Here is an 18976-nt window from a genome sequence, read left to right on the forward strand (position 1 = left end):
AATATCCTATTTATTAACTTCCAATATCTGCGAAGTTTTTAACCTATCCATCCACTTTTCTAGGTAAACACGGTTAGCATTTTGTTCAGACTGATCTTCTGTATCCATAGGATAAGGTAAAAGTCCCAAAATTGCGGCGGTAGTTACACAAAACATAGACTTTTGGAAACTCATACAAATTTGCACCCGCAAATCATCTTCTCCACGACGACTGCGACGATAAATATTATGTAAATATTCTGGTAAATAATGGCGCATATCTTGCATTAATAATGTGGGAGGAATACCCGCGCTGCCAATGGGTAAAGGATCGGCATATAATGCACCATATTGAAATCGTGATTGATCTGGAGGAACTTGATATGCTTGTGCGTTCAGGGAAACTGTACCCAAAAATGGAGTCCCTCGGAAGAAAACAGCTTCTACATAAGGAACTGCGGTATCTGCAAGAAAGGTTAAACCGATTGATTTGGGAATAATTTCATATACTTTATCCCTAATTTTTACATCGTATGTAATTGGTTTTAAAGCATCTGCCACTAAACCAGCTTTAATATATTCTACAACTTCAGGAATTGATTTAATCTTCCCTTGGTCATAGCGGTCTGATAAAGTTAGAAATATATCAGCCATGACTCGCCAAAATTGACCTAATCCACTGTAATAGGCAGAGACACGCAATTGTTCTATTAAAAAGTCGGGAAATAGCTGATGTATACCCAACATGAAGGGGTTATTTTTCAATTTAGCATTAATAACAACTTTGCATATATCAGCAAATTCCTGACTATCTAAATAGGCATCTAAACCACCACCACCATGCCACATCATGGTTTTCATGCAATATTCTGCATATTCAAAATTAATTCTGTCATGCCACCAGTGACGAAATAATTTTTGGGCAGAAATCTCGCCGTCAAAATATTTAAAGAAGGGGAAATTTACTAAAAATTGATTTTCAGCAATATAAATAAGATTTTTAGAATAGGCATCTAAAACTACGCCATAACTTTTAAGAATACCCACAACTTCTAAAACATTTTCAGGACTATCTTTAAGTAGTGCTTGACCAGTTTGTAAGCGTTGAATATATTCGACTAAGGGATGATTAACAGGTTTATTTTTCATATTAAGCATTACTATGTCTCCAGAACATTAAAAATAAACAGCTTTGATTGAGAGAACTTTAAAAGATGAGGTCGTAGTAATACTCAGAATCTACTACAAACCTAACATCTTCTAATTTTTGTCAGCTTTATCTACAGATACGGTTGCTACTAAGCTAGGTGTATTTACCATGGCTGTAATAGTAGCTTCTGTCCAATGCACTAACCAAGAGGGTTGGATACCGAAAACTACAATTAACACGGCTAAGATAAATGCAGGAATGCGATCGCTCCAATAAACCCGTGGTAAATTAGTAACTTGTGCAGACAAGCGCCCAAAAAAGGCACGATTGAGGAGAATTAAGAAATAAACCGCAGTTAAGCCTGTACCCAGCATGGAAATTAGGGTTTGCACTGGGAATATCTCAAAACTACCCCTAAAAATAATGAATTCGGAAATAAACCCTACCATTCCCGGTATACCTGCGCTGGCCATGACTCCCAAAACCATCAAGAAGCCGATTACAGGCATTCCCCTTTCTGGGTTCAGTAGTCCCCGAATAACGTCTAAGTCACGACTACCAGCTTTTTTATACACAACTCCTACCACTAAAAACAACATGGCAGAAATTAAGCCGTGGCTAATCATTTGCATGACTGCACCTAAGACACTTAATGGTGTTGCTGCTGCTGCTGCTAACAAAACGTAACCCATGTGTCCGATAGAACTATAGGCTACCATTTTTTTCATGTCAGTTTGAGCGATCGCACAGGAAGCACCAAACAACACGCTAACAACAGCCCATGTTGCTAAAGTTGGTGCTGCATATTCCCAAGCTTCAGGTAACAAGTTCATCCCAAACCGCAATAAACCATAAGTGCCTAATTTCAACAACACCCCAGCCAATAGTACAGAAATGGGTGTGGAAGCTTCAACGTGGGCATCTGGCAACCAAGTATGGAAGGGAACAAGAGGAATTTTAATTCCAAAACCTACCAAAATTCCCACCAGTAATAATATTTGTGTCCCTAAAGGTAAAGTGTGAGCATTTAAAGTTGCTAGTCCAAAACTAGGCGAATCACTCAACCAAACCATACCCAGGAAACTGGCTAAAATCAAGATTCCCGATACAGCGGTGTAAATTAGAAACTTCGTGGCTGCATAACCCCGTTTTGCACCACCCCAAATGGCAATTAGCAAATACAAAGGTATCAATTCTAGTTCGTAGAACAGGAAGAATAACAATAAATCCTGTGCTAAAAATGCTCCTATCACTCCTGCGCTTAATAGCAGCACTAAGGAATAATAAAATCTCGGACGTTGAATAGATTCATCGCTACTGTAGATGGCAATACAAGTTAAAAGTCCATTTAAAAGCAGCAATGGCAAGGATAAACCATCTATACCTAGATTATAGTTCAAGCCTAAAGCATCTATCCAGGGCAAAGACTCAGCAAACTGTTGTCCAACGTACCCTGGATTAAACTGAATGGTTAGGAACACTGTCCATAAGAAAATTATGACAGCAAAAGCCAACGCTACTCCACGGGCGAGTTTCCCACTGATCACAGAAGGATAAAAACCGATTAACGCTGCACCTAGCAAAGGTAGCAAAATCAATGTACTTAGCATCATAATTTGTAGGGTGTAGGATGTAGGGGAGATGGGTTAGTGGGGTGGTGGGGCGGTGGGGTGATAGGGAGAAATATATACCTCCTACCTTCTGCCTCCTGCCTTCTGCCTCCTGCCTCCTAAAATGGCAATTTGTCGAGTAAACCCAATGACAAGCTAATGAAGAACCCAAGAACGCTAATTACGACGAGGATAGTCAACATATAACCTTGAGATTGACCCGAAATGCTGTACTTTAAACTTTGTCCACCGAAAATGGCAGCAAAGCCCACTAAGTTCACCATCCCATCTACTAAATAGCGATCGCACCAAGAGGAAATCCTGGACAAAAATGCTACTGCACTAACTATCGTCAGCCGATAAACTCGGTCAATGTAAAAATCATAACCTAGTAAATCCTGAACAAATCTCCATCCCAGAATTGTAGATCTTGACCAACCTTTATGTAGGTAAATTGTTGAGCCAATACTCACTCCTAAAACCGTAGAGGTAAATAAGGATAATGTAATGTACCAATCAATACTTTCCCAATCAGGTAGTAAGTACCATTGCTGTAGCATCAGTGGTAACAACAGAGTTAATATGGTCAAAGTCACCATTGGGAAAGCCATTTGCCAACCAACTTCAGGAGCGCGACGGGTCTTTTGTTGCGGTTTACCCCAGAATATTAATCGGAAGACTCTAGTTAAATTCAATGCTGTCAAGCCATTAACTAACACTAAAACTACAATTACCCAAGGACTAACTTTCACCAAGCCATCAGCCCAAGCCAACATCGCCCAAAAGCTACCCAGTGGTAACAATGTCACCATTCCTGCCGAACCGACCACAAAAGCAGTAGTAGTTGCTGGCATCCGTGACCACAAACCACCCATTTCTGTCAAGTCTTGACTTTGGGTAGTGTATATGATAGATCCAGAACTCATGAACAATAATGCTTTGGCGATCGCATGAGTTAACAGCAGCATCAAAGCCACACCACCTTGTTCCAAACCCACTGCTAAAAATACCAATCCCATATAAGCACTAGTAGAATGTGATAGAGCGCGTTTAATATCAATTTGGGCGATTGATACTAATGTTGCCCCCAGAGCAGTTACAGTTCCCATCACAACTAAAGCATTCAGCGCCACCGGTGAGAGTGCTAACAATGGCTGAATCTTGTACAATACATATGCCCCACCACCGACTACCAAAGAGTTTCGCATTACTGAAGCCGGATTTGGCCCTTCCATGGCTTCATCTAACCACAAATGCAAGGGAAATTGGGCGCATTTACCAGCAGGCCCAGCAATCAATGCTATACCTAGCAACGTTGATGTAATTGGGTTTAAATCAGCAGTTTGCGCCCACTCATACAAATCAGAAAAGTTCAAACTACCAGCTTGAGTTGAAAGGACTACTACCCCCATCAACAACAGCAAATCTCCCACCCGCTTGGTTAAAAACGCATCTCGCGCCGCCGTTACTACCAATGGTTGAGCATACCAAAAACCCACCAGTAAGTAAGTAGAAAGGGTGAGAACTTCCAACAAAGCATAGCTGAGAAACAAAGAATCGCTAATCGCTAACCCACTCAAGGCAGCTTCAAAAAATCCCAGCAACCCAAAAAACCTTGCTATGGACCAATCTTTTTCCATGTAACCCAGGGCATAAATTTGGGCTAACAGACTTAATCCTGTAATTAGCACTATTGCCCCAATACTAACTGGCGACAATTCCAAGGCAAAGGATAAGTTAAAATCCCCAGCTTGAAACCAGGTAATTACTAAAATTTCTGGTTCTCTATTCCATATATCTTGAAATACAAACAAGCTATGGAAAAAAGCTACCAAAGTCGTCAATAAATTGAAGTATGCCGCAGGTCTTGGCCCTGTACGTTGAATTATTCCTATGCTCCAAGGCAAGGTTAAAATTGCACCCAATAAGCTATAAAAAGGTACAAACCAACTTGTGAAAAATAGAAACTCATGCATTTAAATTTTCCTTGACGACTCAGCTTATAGGTTCTCAAACAACATTAAAACTATCATTCGCTTAAAAAAAGTTAATCGGGGAAAAATCAAGTTTTTTTTAACTATTTTTTCAAGAAAATTTAACCAGCATTTTTACCTCAACATCCCCTATTAAATGCTAATAAAATATGACTGTAAATATTTAAAAGCATTTACTTGTCTTCATAAATCCTCTAGCTACAAATTTGTATTTTTACTCTGAGTAAAGAAGTTTATATGATATATTTGACAAACTTATATATCGTTCACTTAAATCTATGTCTAAATAGCAAAACTTGAAGAAAGTCAGAGACAGTAGAATATACAGCCTGTGATTGACCCTCACCAGATAGGATTAGACCTAGTTATGAATGTTATTTTGGAAATGTGATAAAGAAATTATAAAGCATAAGCGGCCGCTCTAGGAATCCGTAAACTTTAATAGATTCCAGGGGCGTATTAATTTTTGTTAAGTTTTTTAAAACTTTTTTATTACAAACTATTATAGTAATTTATGTTGCCAGGGATGCCAAGGTTTCATATCCTTAACTTTAGAAGTGTTTTCTTCACTCAAGATCAGCATCCCCGTCAAAATTTTCCACCCATAGTACAGATTGCATTAAATTTTTAGGAGTTCTGCGATGCCAATTGCAGTTGGAATGATTGAGACTAAAGGCTTTCCGGCAGTAGTAGAAGCTGCTGATGCGATGGTGAAAGCAGCCCGTGTTACCTTAGTAGGATATGAGAAAATTGGCAGCGCCCGTGTGACTGTGATCGTCCGGGGTGATGTATCTGAAGTTCAAGCTTCAGTAGCGGCTGGTATCGAAGCAGCCAGAAGAGTAAACGGTGGAGAAGTGTTGTCTACTCACATTATTGCCCGTCCTCACGAAAACCTAGAATATGTATTACCAATTCGGTATACAGAAGCAGTAGAACAGTTCCGAACTTAAAAACTGTTTACACAAAGTAATAAACGGGGCTGCTTGCTTGAGTGTAAATCTTTTCCCGGTTTGTTCGCGCCCTGTAGCACAAACCATAAACTTGATTAAAGGATTAAAATAATGTCGATCGCAGTAGGAATGGTTGAAACGTTGGGCTTTCCAGCAGTAGTAGAAGCTGCTGACGCAATGGTAAAAGCCGCTCGCGTTACCTTAGTAGGATATGAAAAAATTGGTAGCGGTCGAGTGACAGTAATTGTGCGGGGAGACGTTTCTGAAGTTCAAGCATCAGTAGCAGCTGGAGTGGACAACGTGAAGCGCGTAAATGGTGGACAAGTGCTGTCTACTCATATCATCGCCCGTCCTCATGAAAACTTGGAATATGTTCTACCTATTCGTTATACAGAAGATGTAGAGCAATTCCGGGAAGGAGTTAATGCCATTCGTCCTTTCGGTAGAAGACCGTAGTTAGATGCAAATTGCCAAAGTTCGTGGCACGGTAGTTAGCACCATACAAGATCCTACTCTTAGAGGTGTAAAACTGCTGATGTTGCAGTTAGTAGATGAAAACGGTAATCTCCTACCTAAATATGAGGTAGCAGCCGATAATAGCGTAGGAGCAGGTATAGATGAGTGGGTACTTGTAAGTTGTGGTAGTGCCGCTCGTCAGGTTCCTGGCAATGAACAACGACCAGTAGATGCCGCCGTGGTGGCGATAATTGATACTATTTACGTAGAAGATCGTCTCATTTACAGCAAAAAAGACCAATATAGATAGTCAGGAAATAGGGAACAGGTGACAGGTGACAGGTGACAGGGAAAGAAGAATGCAGAAGTTACAGGAGTTGCAGAATCATCAATACCTATACCACTCAAGGATTGAATTGCTGGACTTCTAGTTTTATTCTGAACTACTGATAGCGAAGCGTGGCGTAAGCCATACTACTGAACTCCTTAACTCCTTAACTCCTTAACTTCTTCTACTAACAACTGACAAAAAGCTTATTTCAGGAGGAATCTCACAATGGTAGTCCGCAGCACGGCGGCACCCCCAACCCCGTGGTCAAGGAGTTTAGCTGAACCCGATATCCATCAGAGCGCATTTGTACATTCTTCTTGTAATTTAATTGGGGATGTACACCTGGGTCAAAATGTGATTATTGCTCCAGGAACTTCGATTAGAGCAGATGAAGGAACACCTTTTTTTATTGGTGAAAATACTAATATTCAAGATGGTGTAGTAATTCATGGGTTGGAGCAAGGCCGAGTAATTGGTGATGATGGCAAAAACTACTCGGTATGGGTTGGTAAAGATGCTTCTATCACCCACATGGCGCTGATTCATGGGCCAGCTTATGTAGGGGAAAGTTGCTTTATTGGCTTTAGGTCTACAGTATTTAATGCCAGGGTAGGGTCTGGTTGCATCGTGATGATGCACGCTCTCATCCAAGATGTAGAAATTCCACCAGGTAAATACGTAGCATCTGGCTCGATAATTACTACGCAGCAGCAAGCAGACCGATTGCCAGATGTACAAGCTCAGGATCAGCAATTCGCTCACCACGTTGTGGGGATAAATCAGGCTTTGCGGGCTGGTTATCGCTGTGCAGAGGATCTTAAGTGTATTGCCCCGATTCGGGACGAGCTTAATATGTCTGGGGCTAAATCTTATACAAGTATTATTGTTGACGAATTGGAAAGGAGCAGTGAAGTGGCAAGCAAATTGGGTGCAGAAGTAGTAGATCAGGTACGTTATCTACTGAATCAAGGTTTTAAAATAGGAACTGAACACGTAGACCAAAGACGGTTTCGCACAGGTTCTTGGCAAAGCTGCCAACCTATTGAAACCAGATCATTAGGAGAAGCGATCGCAGCATTAGAATCTTGTCTAATAGACCACAGTGGCGAGTACGTGCGTTTGTTCGGCATTGACAACGGCAGAAAACGGGTATTAGAAACTATTATCCAACGTCCTGATGGTGTAGTAGCTACAAGTACAACTAGTTTTAAAACTCCTGCTGCATCTTACAGCAGCTACAACGGTAATGGTAACGGTAACGGTAACGGTGCAGTTGCTAGTGGCAGCCTCAGTGCTGAAACAGTGAACCAAATTCGCCAACTCTTGGCTAATGGTTACAAAATTGGTACAGAGCATGTGGATGAGCGCCGTTTCCGTACAGGCACTTGGCAAAGTTGTAACCCTATTGAAGCAACCTCAGCTAATGATGTAGTTGCAGCTTTAGAAGAATGCATCACTTCTCATCAAGGCGAATATGTGCGATTAATTGGCATTGACAGCAAAGCCAAACGTCGCGTATTGGAAGCAATTATCCAACGTCCTAACGGTCAAGTAGTATCTTCCGGTAGTGCGAAAACATCAGCTACTTCATACAGTGGTACAACTGCAACGGCCACTGCAACCAGCACCCGCTTGAGTGCCGAAGTAGTAGACCAGCTGAAACAGTTGTTAACAGGTGGTTTTAAGATTAGCGTTGAACACGTAGACCAACGTCGTTTCCGTACAGGAACTTGGGCAAGCTGCGGTCAAATTCAGGCTACATCGGAAAGAGATGCGATCGCTGCACTAGAAGCTGTTATTTCTGAATATGCAGGTGAATACGTGCGTTTAATCGGAATCGACCCCGCAGCCAAACGCCGAGTGTTGGAAGCAATCATCCAACGTCCATAGGAGGCAGAAGGCAGGAGGCAGAAGGCAGAAGGCAGGAGGTAAATATTTCTCCCCATCTCCCCACCTCCCCACCTCCCTATCTCAAAATTAAATTTCAATACTCATTCTTCCGGCTTCCGAGGTAATAAATTCCATGTCTGTGCCGTTGCTTCGCCTCAGCGACAATTTTGATAAGTATATTAGTGGCGAGGTAAATATTCATAAGAGCGCGGTACTTGCTCCAGGGGTAATACTCCAAGCAGCTGCCAACAGTAAAATTATTATTGGTCCTGGGGTCTGTATTGGCATGGGGTCAATTCTCCAAGTCAATGAGGGTATCCTAGAAGTAGAAGCAGGAGCAAACCTGGGAGCCGGGTTTTTGATGGTTGGCCCTGGTAAAATCGGTGCTAATGCTTGTATTGGTGCAGCTACAACAGTATTTAACTGTTCCGTAGCACCTGAACAAGTTATTCCATCAGGTTCGGTTTTGGGAGATAACAGTCGTCAGATTGATCACAATTTACAGGAAGAGCCAACTTCCACAAATCCCACTTCTACAAATCCCCCAGAGCAACAACCAGAGAAAAAAGTAATTACTACCACTCAATTCTCTGCTGCGGCCTTTATAGATTTTAAACAACAATCTACTTCCCTATCTCCACCTTCTCCCACCCCTAAAAGCCAGTCCCCTCCAGTGGCAGAAACACCCCTGGTTACTGACTCTATCCCAACAGAAACGACTCTCCCAGGTTCTCCAGAAACTAACTCTCAAGAATCCGAATCTAGTCCAGCTAACACTGAACCCAATAACACTTTTGGGACACAGATATATGGACAAGGAAGCATTAACAGACTATTGATTACATTGTTTCCTCATCGGCAATCCTTGAGCGACGAAAACTCTGACAATTCTTCAGAGTAAGTGTTAATTGTTAGTTGTCTTTGTTTGCGAGTATCCTGGTGAATTCATGATGGAAACATACAATCAACGCGCTCTTAGCACCATCAAGGCATCACGTCGCCGCGACAATCTCAAGGATACTGCCTTGGGTTTAGTATCGACACTCAGCTTTCCAGCTATAGTTGGAACGGCTGATATGATGTTAAAGTCAGCTGGAGTCCACTTAGTAGGCTATGAAAAGATTGGTAGTGGTCACTGTACAGCTATTGTCCGTGGTGGCATTGCCGATGTGCGTCTGGCTGTAGAAGCTGGTGTACAAACAGCAGAACAGTTTGGACAATTGGTTTCTAGCTTGGTTATTCCACGACCTTATCCCAATTTAGATATAGTTCTGCCTATTAACCGTCTGAGTCAAATGATTGAGGAGGGCAGTTACAGCCGTCTGAGTAATCAAGCGATTGGTTTGGTAGAAACTCGTGGTTTTCCAGCCATGGTTGGTGCTTGTGATGCCATGCTCAAAGCAGCAGATGTGCATTTAGCTTCTTATGAAAAAATAGGGGCTGGTTTATGTACTGCCATTATTCGTGGTTCTGTTGCTAACGTCGCTGTAGCAGTGGAAGCGGGAATGTTTGAAGCAGAAAGGATTGGGGAGTTGAACGCAGTCATGGTGATTCCTCGACCTTTGGATGAGTTAGAACAAACCTTACCAGTAGCTAATTGCTGGGTGGAAGAACGTCAACCGTTAAATATTCCTTTGAATATCAAAGATAAGATTGTGGATGCAGTGGCAGTGGAGTTACCAGATTTAGCTAAACTACCTGTAAAAGTTAAAGAAGAACTTTGGATGGATGAATGATGAATGGTGAATAATCAATAATTTTGGATATTCAACATTCATCTTAGGTTGGAAGGCATCTTACGTTTTGTGTTGTTTTGATGATAACCTCTCAATTCCATAAGTCCAATACCGCACTTCTGATAGCGAAGATAGATATTTATCTATGCTTAGACTTATAAGTTGGTATGTGTGACACTACATAATTGGCTAGTGTGCAGTGATACTAAATATATGTTGACGAATTGCTATTAGAGGAGAATCACCTTGAACCAAGCGACACTGCACCAGTTGAAGGTGTTCGAGGCCGCTGCACGGCACGGTAGCTTTACTCGTGCTGCTGAAGAATTATTTCTCACCCAACCTACCGTTTCTATGCAAATCAAGCAGCTAACAAAGTCGGTAGGGTTGCCATTATTTGAGCAAGTGGGGAAGCGGTTATTTTTGACGGAAGCGGGACGGGAGTTATTTGCCACTTGTCGCCAGATTTTTGAAACTATATCCCAGTTTGAAATGACGGTGGCTGATTTAAAAGGTCTGAAACAAGGGCAATTACGCTTGGCAGTAATTACCACCGCAAAATATATTATTCCGCGTTTGTTGGGTCCGTTTTGCCAACTTTATCCAGGAATTGATATTTCACTGCAAGTTACGAATCATGAACGAATTTTAGAACGAATGATTGGTAACATGGATGACTTGTATATTATGAGTCAAGTACCAGATCATGTAGATGTCAATTTTGAAGCATTTTTAGAAAATCCTTTGGTGGTTTTTGCACCTGCTAATCATCCTTTGGCACAGGAAAAAAATATTCCCATTGAACAGTTGGCAAATGAACCGTTTATTATGCGTGAACCAGGCTCAGGTACACGTCGTGCTGTGCAGTCTCTTTTAGATGAACATGGCCTCAAGGTGAAAGTAAAGCTGGAATTAGGGAGTAATGAAGCGATTAAACAAGCAATAGCTGGAGGGCTGGGAATTTCGGTTTTATCTCGTCATACTTTATTGACTGATGCTCACGAGTTCAGTATTTTGGATGTGCAGCATTTTCCCATTAAGCGGACTTGGTATATAGCTCACCCAGCAGGTAAGCAGTTATCTATTGTCGCTCGCACTTATTATCAATATCTGCTAGAGGCGGCAAAGAAGATAGTGGAGCTAGAAGATATTTCTCTTCCAACTACTCCTGTTCCTAAACTTCCAGAATAAATTTTTAACTGGAATTTTACCGAAAAAATGGGTTTGATGTTCCCCGTCCGGAGACGGCTTTCTGATAAAATAGTGCAAACAGGCAGGGCATTGTCTGTTGGGCGAGATAGTGTAAGACGGTATGAAACTGCAACTTTTGTTTGAAAGAAAGAATATCCGCGCTTTTAAGGCGGGGAGTATGTCAAAAAGCTTATCGATAAAACCGGAAATCATTGACAATTGACCAGCATAACCATTAGATCAGGTAACAGGTGTCAGTAATAACTGGTATCTGATAAATGTTAACTGATATCTGATAAAAATGGGGGAAAATTGGTAATGACTAACCCGGAATTATCATCTTGGTGCAGAACAGTACAAAGCAAGATTATTGCTGTCACAGTCTATGGTGACAAAGCTTTAGTGACGAGACGAGGTGTAATCTCTTTAACGGGAGAAGAACGGGAGTTATTGATTACACCATTACCTGTAACTCTGGAAACGGAGTCTGTGAGGGTAAGCGGTACTGGTACGGTAGGAGTGCGGTTGCTGGGAGTAAGCAGCGATCGCATTTATACTACTGAACCAGTGGCAGAAAGAGTAGCACAGTTGACGAGACAAATTCAGCAACTAGAAGCAGAAAAACGCCATCTGCAAGCCCAAATAGATGCTTTAGCATTACAATCTAATTTTATTGCTGGGTTGGGAGATAAGACAGAAGAACCCTTTGCTCAGAGCCTGTCGCGGAAAAATCTGAGCTTGAGCGAAACGCTGGATTTTCTCAACTTTATTGGTAGTCAGTATAGCGAATATGCGATCGCCTCTGGAGAATGTAAAACTCAACAACATGAGTTAGATAAACAATTACAATCACTCCGTAGCGCCTTACAAAAAATCCAAACACCCCAACCCAAAGAAAGCTTAAACGTGATTGTGGGCGTAGAAGTTGGTGGTGAAGGTGAGTTTCAACTAGAAATATCCTATCTAGTAAATCATGCCAGTTGGAAACCCCTTTATGATTTACGGGTTGATAGTATCAATAATATCCTACATCTAAGTTACCTAGCAGAAATTACCCAAACTACAGGAGAAGATTGGTTAGATGTAGCTTTAACTCTTTCTACCGCTAAACCGGGATTAGGTACACTTCCACCTAAGCTGAAAACTTGGTATATCGACACTCCACATATTCGCGCTAACGATACCCTTACTGTTCAACGTTCTATGTCTCCTCCTCCTGCAATGGCTGTGCTTTTACCCGCACCTAGCAGTATGTCAAAGAAAATACAAGAGGAAGATGAAGAAAGTTTTATTGAAGCAAAAACAGTTATCACAGAAGTATCTAAACAAGGCAGTGTAGTTACTTTTAAGCTTAATAGTGGTGGTAACATTCCCAGTGATGGCGCACCTCATAAAACCACAATTTTTCAAGATGATTATCCTTGTAAATTCAATTATGTAGTCATGCCACGCTTAGTTAGCTTTGCTTATTTGCAAGCTAATGTGAAAAATAATTCTGATGGTACAACTTTGTTACCAGGAAAAGCAAATATTTTTCGGGATACTATTTTTGTCGGTGCAACTCAATTAGAAAATATCGCCCCCGGACAGGAATTTAAAATTAATTTAGGTATAGATGAAGGCTTAAAAATAGAACGTGATTTAGTTGAACGTCAAGTTGATAAAAAACTGATGAGCAGCCAACGCCGCGTTACCTATGCTTATCGAATCGTAATTACTAACTTATTAAATCAAGAAATAAATTTACAATTAACAGATCAATTACCTGTGAGTCGCAATGAACAAATTAAGGTGCGGCTAACTCGTTCTCAGCCACAAATTCAGTTAAGTGAAATGGGTATTTTGGAGTGGGATATTGTGTTAGCAGCGCAGGAACAGCAGGAGGTATATTATCAGTTTACTGTTGAGCATCCGCCGGAGTTAACAGTGTTAGGGTTGGATATTTAAACCATATAGCAGGAGTCAGGCGTTTTGTGGTTCATTATCAGGATATGCTGGTACAGCATCTTCATAAAATTATAGCTATGATATTTTTAGTGAAGATTGCTAAGGATAAAAACAATGATACAGCCAGCTATTTTAGAGAAATTAGAAGAACTGCCTGAGTCTCTGCAAACAGAAGTGCTGCATTACATTGAATTCTTAATAGAAAAGCAGACTAAAACCCAAGAACAGCCAGCAAAAAAACGCCGTGTTGCAGGAACAATGAAAGCAATGTTTGTTCTCCCACTTCCTGATGATTTTGATCAGCCACTTGAGGATATGAAAGAATACATGGAATGAATAGATTACTATTAGATACTCATACTTTGATATGGTTTGTTACCAATGATGCAAACCTACCAGTTTCAACTAGAGAAATGATTGAATCTGCTGAAACTGTTTTTTTCAGCATTGCCAGTCTTTGGGAGATAGCAATTAAAATAAATATTGGAAAACTAACTCTACAGGGCAATTTTGAAGATATTGAACCTCAACTGATGGCTACGGGTATAACGATTCTCCCCGTTACATTTAATGATACTGTTCAATTCCGTTATTTACCTCTGCATCACCGTGACCCTTTTGATCGGATTCTCGTTGTACAAGCAATAAATAATTCCCTTGTGTTAATTAGTCGTGATGTGGTTTTTGATGCCTATTCTATTCAGAGGGTGTGGTCGTGAAGCCAAGTAAATAAGGAAAGAGGGTTTAAAAGAAATTTTGCGTAAGTCCTGAATCCTTACTAAGTTTCCTATCAAGACAAGTAACAATGTATAAAACTCAGTATTACTACTGCAATTTAGATTCTATATGTATTATACTGCATAACATCTAATCAAATTTGTCATTTTTTGGAATTTTTATCAATTATGCCAGACGAAAGTATAAGAATTATTACTGATGAAATACAAAACGTTTCTGAAACTAGTGGTGAAAAAGCTGCTTGGGATATAGGTAGCAATTGGAATATAGAGGTAAAAACTAAAGCATTGCCTAAAAATGCGGCTGATGTTAGTATTTCCAAGCTTGAGCAAGAAATGACTCGCTTTATGCAGGATATAGATGGACTATTTAGCCGTGCAGAAAAACAGGCTGATATGAAATATATGCAGCTAGATGAAATTGAGTTAGCAGTAGAAATCAATGGTGAGGGACAAGTAAGTTTATTTGGCGCTGGAGCAAAAATTGGTGGAAAACAAGGTATAACATTGCGGTTTAAACGGCGAGCGTAGATTTAATATGCCAAAAAATTGGGCGATCGCAATTGGGATTAACCGATATGAGTTTTTGCAACCGCTAAACTATGCCAAGCGGGATGCTGAGGTGATGCAGCAATTTTTTGCTAATGAAGCGGGGTTTAATAGGGTCTTGTTTTTCTCCGATGACTCACCTGATATTGATGGTAAATCAACTCGTCCTTCTCTTACTAACCTGCTGCGAATTTTCCGGCAGATGTTTGAAACACCGTTTATGACTGCTGGAGATAACTTCTGGTTTTTCTTTAGCGGTCATGGTATACGATACGCTGACAGAGATTATTTGATGCCTTGTGACGGTGATCCTGGTGATGTGGAAAAGACAGCTATTGCTATTAGTTATATCAGTGAACGTTTGCGTCGCTGTGGTGCTGATAATGTCGTCTTGATATTAGATGCTTGTCGTAATCAGGGTAATCGTTCTGGTGTAGGAATTGGTGATGAAACAGCCACACAAGCAAAGCAAACAGGAATTATCAGTATTTTTTCCTGTAGTCCCAATGAATTATCTTATGAAGTAGACACTTTACAACAAGGGACTTTTACTTATGCACTTTTAGAAGGTTTAGGTACTCAGGGTAAATGTGCTACAGTGGAGCGACTAAATCAGTATTTGAGCCATCGAGTACCTGAACTTAATCGTCAATATGGTAAACCTCGACAAAATCCCTATACCATTGCTGAACCAGTCACAAAATCTCATCTGATTCTTTTACCGCAGTATGCAACCTTGCACGATATTTCAACTCTAAAAAATGATGCTTATCAAGCTGAAGTGAGCAAAAATATAGATTTGGCAGAACAACTTTGGATTCGTGTGTTAGCTGTAGCATCAGGTCAAGATTTAGAAGCTATAAAATCACTACAAAGAATTGAAAGAGTGCGGATAGAAAATTCTAAATTACCTTGGACATTAACAACTAAGAATCAAAATCAGGATCAGATTTTTGGTGTTAAATCTATTTACTCTATAATATCTAGTAAACCTAAGCCCTCCACAGCTAAAATATTCTTCACTTTATATCAAAGTATAGGAGTTCTAGTAGTATTAAGTTCAATATTTGTCTTGTTTTCCATCAGAGAAAAATTTGTGATACTGAATTCTAAAATACATCCTTCTCCGAGTCCATCAATTACTGAGACATCTGTGTTGAGAAAAACCCAAGATAAAATTCAAGTTTCTCCAAATTCATCGACTAACCAAGAAAATTCGTCAGCATCTTCAAGTGGTTTTTTCTATTGTGGTGTAATTAATAATACACCAGCAACTATATATCAATCTTCCACCGGTAATGAATTAGCATTTATTCTTTGGGTTTCTACATATTTTAATGATTCTGGAAATACTCCTCAAAAACGCTGTCAAGAAGTATCAAGTCGGTTTCAAAGGTTACAAAGTAATGGAACACTAAATTATATAGTTCCTGGATATTTAGATGGATACCAGGCTTTGTGTGCCTCTAAAACTTCTAATAATCCAATTATGGAATGCAGACCAGACAATTTGATAATGTTACTAAGACCATCTGATAACCCTACCGAAATTATTAATAATATGACTAAATTAAATAACAACATCAGTTCAAAACCAATTAAATTATAGAACAGATTCTGATATAGATAAGCTTTAAAATTTGCACTAAAAAAAGGATAAATAATTGTATTATATGATTTAAAAAATATAGCTGATACATACTTTGTTTTTCAGATGATTAATATATAAGTACAGATACTATTTTCATGATTTCTCAACTCAATCACCAAGAAAATTCTGATCTAATATTTGCTCTATTGTAAAATGACAAGATGTAGGAAATGTAGAAACTGGTAAACCTGTTTCCTCACTGGCTTCCATTACAGCACGAGGATAACATTGAGTGAGGAGTTCTGTTAATTGAGGCTTCAAGCTAGGACTATCTTGTAATGCTTCTTCGATTTCAAAACGATTGTCTCTGATAGTGATTTGCCAACTTTTAGAACGCTTCTCAGGTTGATATTGCCATTTAAGTAAGTGCATGACAATTAATCTTAAATAGCTTCGCAAGGCTTTCTTTTCACTCCGTCCTAAAGTTTCAAGTTCCTCAATTAAATTTTCAATATCTACAGCTTGAAATTGATGCTCTCGTAATTTTTCTATGGTAGTTTCAAGCCATAGAGAATAATCTTGATCGTATAATGTTGCTTGAGTTTGAAGTTTCATGGCTTTTTATACTGTAAAATCTAGCATTTCTCCAGCCTTAATCCTATTCTACAATCATCATCTCAATCTTTTAAATTTCGGTATGTTATGACGTTAGTTTATATGTAGTAGGTATCATTGGTCATAAGTAAAAAAAAAGAGCCAATAACCAATGGCTACAGATTGGTAATTTCTGCTAAATATTTTTCAAATAAACAAATTCACACTCAGCTTTGATAATCTGAAGAGAAAGCGTTTTTTCTCATACTTATGAATTTGTTGATACTGCCAATTTCTAATAAAGCAGAGCGCCAATCCCAAAAATCAGGAGCGCGATAGATAAAATAGCTAATTAAAAATGGACGCGCCAAAAATACAAAACTAATGGGAATTGTATCTCTAAACAGTTCTCTTTTTTGATTTAAGTGATTTAAGATGTGCGGTACTTTAGTTAAATTAGTAAATTTATCTTCTGTAATTTGTCCAAAATTTTCTTTTTCATATTGATAGAGTGAATGTTCTAAACCTGTAATTAATAAAACATCAAATGGTTGATTAATATAAAGCTCAAGCACTCTTTCATATAAAGTATCTATTGGCTCTATTAAACGCAAAACTTCGACTTTCTTATTTGGCAAATCATGGATTATTTTGGTAATTATTTTTTCATCGTCTGAAGGTTTAGACTGGACAAAATATAAGCCAAATTTTCTGTTGCGCGTCAGATGGCTAATTAAGTCTTGATATTCTTCTTTTTCATCAGGGAGTAAGTCTTCATCCAAATGGCTATAATTTTTCATCATGGAAGTTTTTCTATAGCTTCTTTAAATTCCTGAATACCTTGAATAAGTGGGTGAATATCGTACCAGCGTTGCATTTCCCCTTCTTCATCCAAGTACCGATACTCTAACAGACAGCGATTAAACATCAAACTCCGATACTGATCATCGTTAATTATCCGCTTAGAACGGGATACTTCTGCTAACAAACTCCATTGATGGTTTTCTACAGCACGGCGATAGGTGTCTCTAGCTTGCGTAATGGCGCGTCGAACTGCTCTTTGGGAAATTGGCAAATCTTGAGTGCGTCCAATCGCATCCTGAGTTAACAATAACAAATTTCTGACATGACCTCCACTCATTAAACAAAGTTGTTCTAGGGTTTCTGGACTGTCAAATATTGCGGTTTCTATAGGTTTATCGGTCGAAAACTGTTTAATTCGCCGCGAAATCACTTCTTTAACTTTATTTATTCCAGGTTGATAAATTTCACCTTTGGGAGTACGAACCATTACCATTGGTAAAATTTGAGGATCACCGTATATATCACGTAAATCTGTTGCTCTTGTGGAATAGACCATCGCAATGGGTACAGTATAAATTAGGTGACAATCTAAAGATTTTAGTTGTTCACACCGATCTAAAAAAACTTCTTCATAATTTGTACGTTCACCATCTTTAACTAAAACCATTCGATCTAAGTTGTCAACAATTACCGCTAGTTGATTACAGTTAGCAGGTAGACGCTTTTTGACATCCGCCAGAAACTCATTTAAAACTTTAATTAAAGTGACAGTATGAGGATTTACTCTTTCTCTAATTTCTTGACGTAGCTCAGGAACGGCTCTTAAATTTGCTGTTAATTTAGCAAACTGACAAATTTGCAGTTCTACATTCATGTCCTCAATCTGAATTTCCGTTAGTGCCAAGTCTTTTAAATCTTGCCAACGATCTTTAAGCCAATTTAGCACTGGTTTAGGATTACCCATTGTTCGTAATTCTTGCAGTAACCGCCGAGTACAAGCAAGCAGAATGTCTGTATATTGGGCATCTTCTGAATCAATATCTTCTTCATCGGCAGCAAAGTAAACTACATAACATTGTCTTGCTTCTAAATATTCTTTTAATCTCAGTAATTCTGTGGATTTACCTGCGCCTCTATGACCAGAATATAGTTGACAAGTATTTTGATTTGCTAATTGAATACGATTTCCTAGTTCTTCTAGAATATCTGCATCTCCTCGCACAGCTTGACAGTCTACGTAATTAGGATCACCTGCGGGTAAAGGCTGAAAAGGGTTAAAAGCATTGTAGAGGTTTTTGAGTAATTCAGAATTATTGGTCATAGGTAAACAACTTAGGTTCTTGGGTATTAATGAGACTAAAAAAATAGTAAAAATAAGCAGCGGTAAACAAGCAATTCAATTTTAAGCGAAGAAAGTGAGAATGTCATATAGCAATCTGGTTTTGTTGCTGGAATTACTTACGCGGC

The 18976-nt window shown here is 39.4% G+C and carries 18 protein-coding genes; 12 read left to right on the plus strand and 6 right to left on the minus strand.

Features of this window, described 5'->3' with window-relative positions; translation table 11 throughout:
* Positions 1-6: 6 nt before the first annotated feature.
* From ACLLO5_RS10800 to ACLLO5_RS10810, 3 genes are all read right to left on the minus strand, one after another.
* Positions 7-1137 carry a CO2 hydration protein gene (locus tag ACLLO5_RS10800; RefSeq protein ID WP_413175435.1) on the minus strand — a complete coding sequence of 377 codons (1131 nt, stop codon included), beginning with the start codon at positions 1135-1137 and terminating at the stop codon, positions 7-9.
* Positions 1138-1239: 102 nt separating this feature from the next.
* Entirely contained in the window at positions 1240-2739 is a 1500-nt protein-coding gene (locus ACLLO5_RS10805; protein ID WP_413176065.1) for an NADH-quinone oxidoreductase subunit M, read from the minus strand.
* A 119-nt stretch (positions 2740-2858) separates the two neighbouring features.
* Positions 2859-4715, minus strand: coding sequence for an NAD(P)H-quinone oxidoreductase subunit F (locus tag ACLLO5_RS10810; protein WP_413175436.1), 1857 nt, complete (start codon positions 4713-4715; stop codon positions 2859-2861).
* Positions 4716-5374: 659 nt separating this feature from the next.
* Between ACLLO5_RS10810 and ACLLO5_RS10815 the strand changes: the two genes are divergently transcribed.
* The 12 genes from ACLLO5_RS10815 to ACLLO5_RS10870 all read left to right on the plus strand — a co-directional run bounded on the left by ACLLO5_RS10815 (position 5375) and on the right by ACLLO5_RS10870 (position 16129).
* The gene (locus ACLLO5_RS10815; RefSeq protein ID WP_006276527.1) at positions 5375-5683 is read left to right on the plus strand and encodes a carbon dioxide-concentrating mechanism protein CcmK; all 309 of its coding nucleotides are present in this window, start codon (positions 5375-5377) and stop codon (positions 5681-5683) included.
* Between the two features lie 111 nt (positions 5684-5794).
* A complete protein-coding gene (locus ACLLO5_RS10820; protein WP_013190980.1) occupies positions 5795-6139 on the plus strand; it encodes a carbon dioxide-concentrating mechanism protein CcmK in 345 nt (114 codons plus the stop codon).
* A 4-nt stretch (positions 6140-6143) separates the two neighbouring features.
* Positions 6144-6449, plus strand: a complete 306-nt coding sequence (locus tag ACLLO5_RS10825; protein WP_413175437.1) for a EutN/CcmL family microcompartment protein — start codon at positions 6144-6146, stop codon at positions 6447-6449.
* A 246-nt stretch (positions 6450-6695) separates the two neighbouring features.
* On the plus strand, positions 6696-8360 hold the full coding sequence (locus ACLLO5_RS10830; RefSeq protein WP_413175438.1) for a ribulose bisphosphate carboxylase small subunit: 1665 nt from the start codon (positions 6696-6698) through the stop codon (positions 8358-8360).
* A 133-nt stretch (positions 8361-8493) separates the two neighbouring features.
* Complete coding sequence (locus ACLLO5_RS10835) at positions 8494-9261, plus strand: transferase (RefSeq protein ID WP_413175439.1); 768 nt, start codon at positions 8494-8496, stop codon at positions 9259-9261.
* Between the two features lie 49 nt (positions 9262-9310).
* Entirely contained in the window at positions 9311-10096 is a 786-nt protein-coding gene (locus ACLLO5_RS10840; protein ID WP_413176066.1) for a BMC domain-containing protein, read from the plus strand.
* 246 nt (positions 10097-10342) lie between these two features.
* Positions 10343-11287 carry a LysR substrate-binding domain-containing protein gene (locus tag ACLLO5_RS10845; RefSeq protein ID WP_413175440.1) on the plus strand — a complete coding sequence of 315 codons (945 nt, stop codon included), beginning with the start codon at positions 10343-10345 and terminating at the stop codon, positions 11285-11287.
* A gap of 318 nt (positions 11288-11605) precedes the next feature.
* Positions 11606-13234 carry a mucoidy inhibitor MuiA family protein gene (locus ACLLO5_RS10850; protein ID WP_413175441.1) on the plus strand — a complete coding sequence of 543 codons (1629 nt, stop codon included), beginning with the start codon at positions 11606-11608 and terminating at the stop codon, positions 13232-13234.
* Positions 13235-13348: 114 nt separating this feature from the next.
* Complete coding sequence (locus ACLLO5_RS10855; RefSeq protein WP_413175442.1) at positions 13349-13570, plus strand: DUF2281 domain-containing protein; 222 nt, start codon at positions 13349-13351, stop codon at positions 13568-13570.
* Positions 13567-13953: a type II toxin-antitoxin system VapC family toxin gene (locus ACLLO5_RS10860; protein ID WP_413175443.1), complete on the plus strand. Its 387-nt coding sequence runs from the start codon at positions 13567-13569 to the stop codon at positions 13951-13953. The genes ACLLO5_RS10855 and ACLLO5_RS10860 overlap by 4 nt, the downstream gene beginning before the upstream one ends.
* A gap of 186 nt (positions 13954-14139) precedes the next feature.
* A complete protein-coding gene (locus tag ACLLO5_RS10865; protein WP_413175444.1) occupies positions 14140-14502 on the plus strand; it encodes a hypothetical protein in 363 nt (120 codons plus the stop codon).
* Positions 14503-14509: 7 nt separating this feature from the next.
* Positions 14510-16129, plus strand: a complete 1620-nt coding sequence (locus ACLLO5_RS10870) for a caspase family protein (protein WP_413175445.1) — start codon at positions 14510-14512, stop codon at positions 16127-16129.
* 150 nt (positions 16130-16279) lie between these two features.
* Here ACLLO5_RS10870 and ACLLO5_RS10875 read toward each other — a convergent pair whose 3' ends face one another.
* The 3 genes from ACLLO5_RS10875 to ACLLO5_RS10885 all read right to left on the minus strand — a co-directional run bounded on the left by ACLLO5_RS10875 (position 16280) and on the right by ACLLO5_RS10885 (position 18830).
* Positions 16280-16726, minus strand: coding sequence for a DUF29 domain-containing protein (locus ACLLO5_RS10875; protein ID WP_413175446.1), 447 nt, complete (start codon positions 16724-16726; stop codon positions 16280-16282).
* A gap of 206 nt (positions 16727-16932) precedes the next feature.
* Entirely contained in the window at positions 16933-17508 is a 576-nt protein-coding gene (locus ACLLO5_RS10880) for a hypothetical protein (protein ID WP_413175447.1), read from the minus strand.
* Positions 17505-18830 (minus strand): ATP-binding protein, encoded by a 1326-nt coding sequence (locus ACLLO5_RS10885; RefSeq protein WP_413175448.1) that lies wholly within the window; start codon positions 18828-18830, stop codon positions 17505-17507. Before ACLLO5_RS10885 ends, ACLLO5_RS10880 begins: the two co-directional genes overlap by 4 nt.
* Positions 18831-18976: the final 146 nt, after the last annotated feature.

The sequence above is a fragment of the Anabaena azotica SJ-1 genome, assembly GCF_047275885.1.
GTDB lineage: Bacteria > Cyanobacteriota > Cyanobacteriia > Cyanobacteriales > Nostocaceae > Trichormus_B > Trichormus_B azotica_A.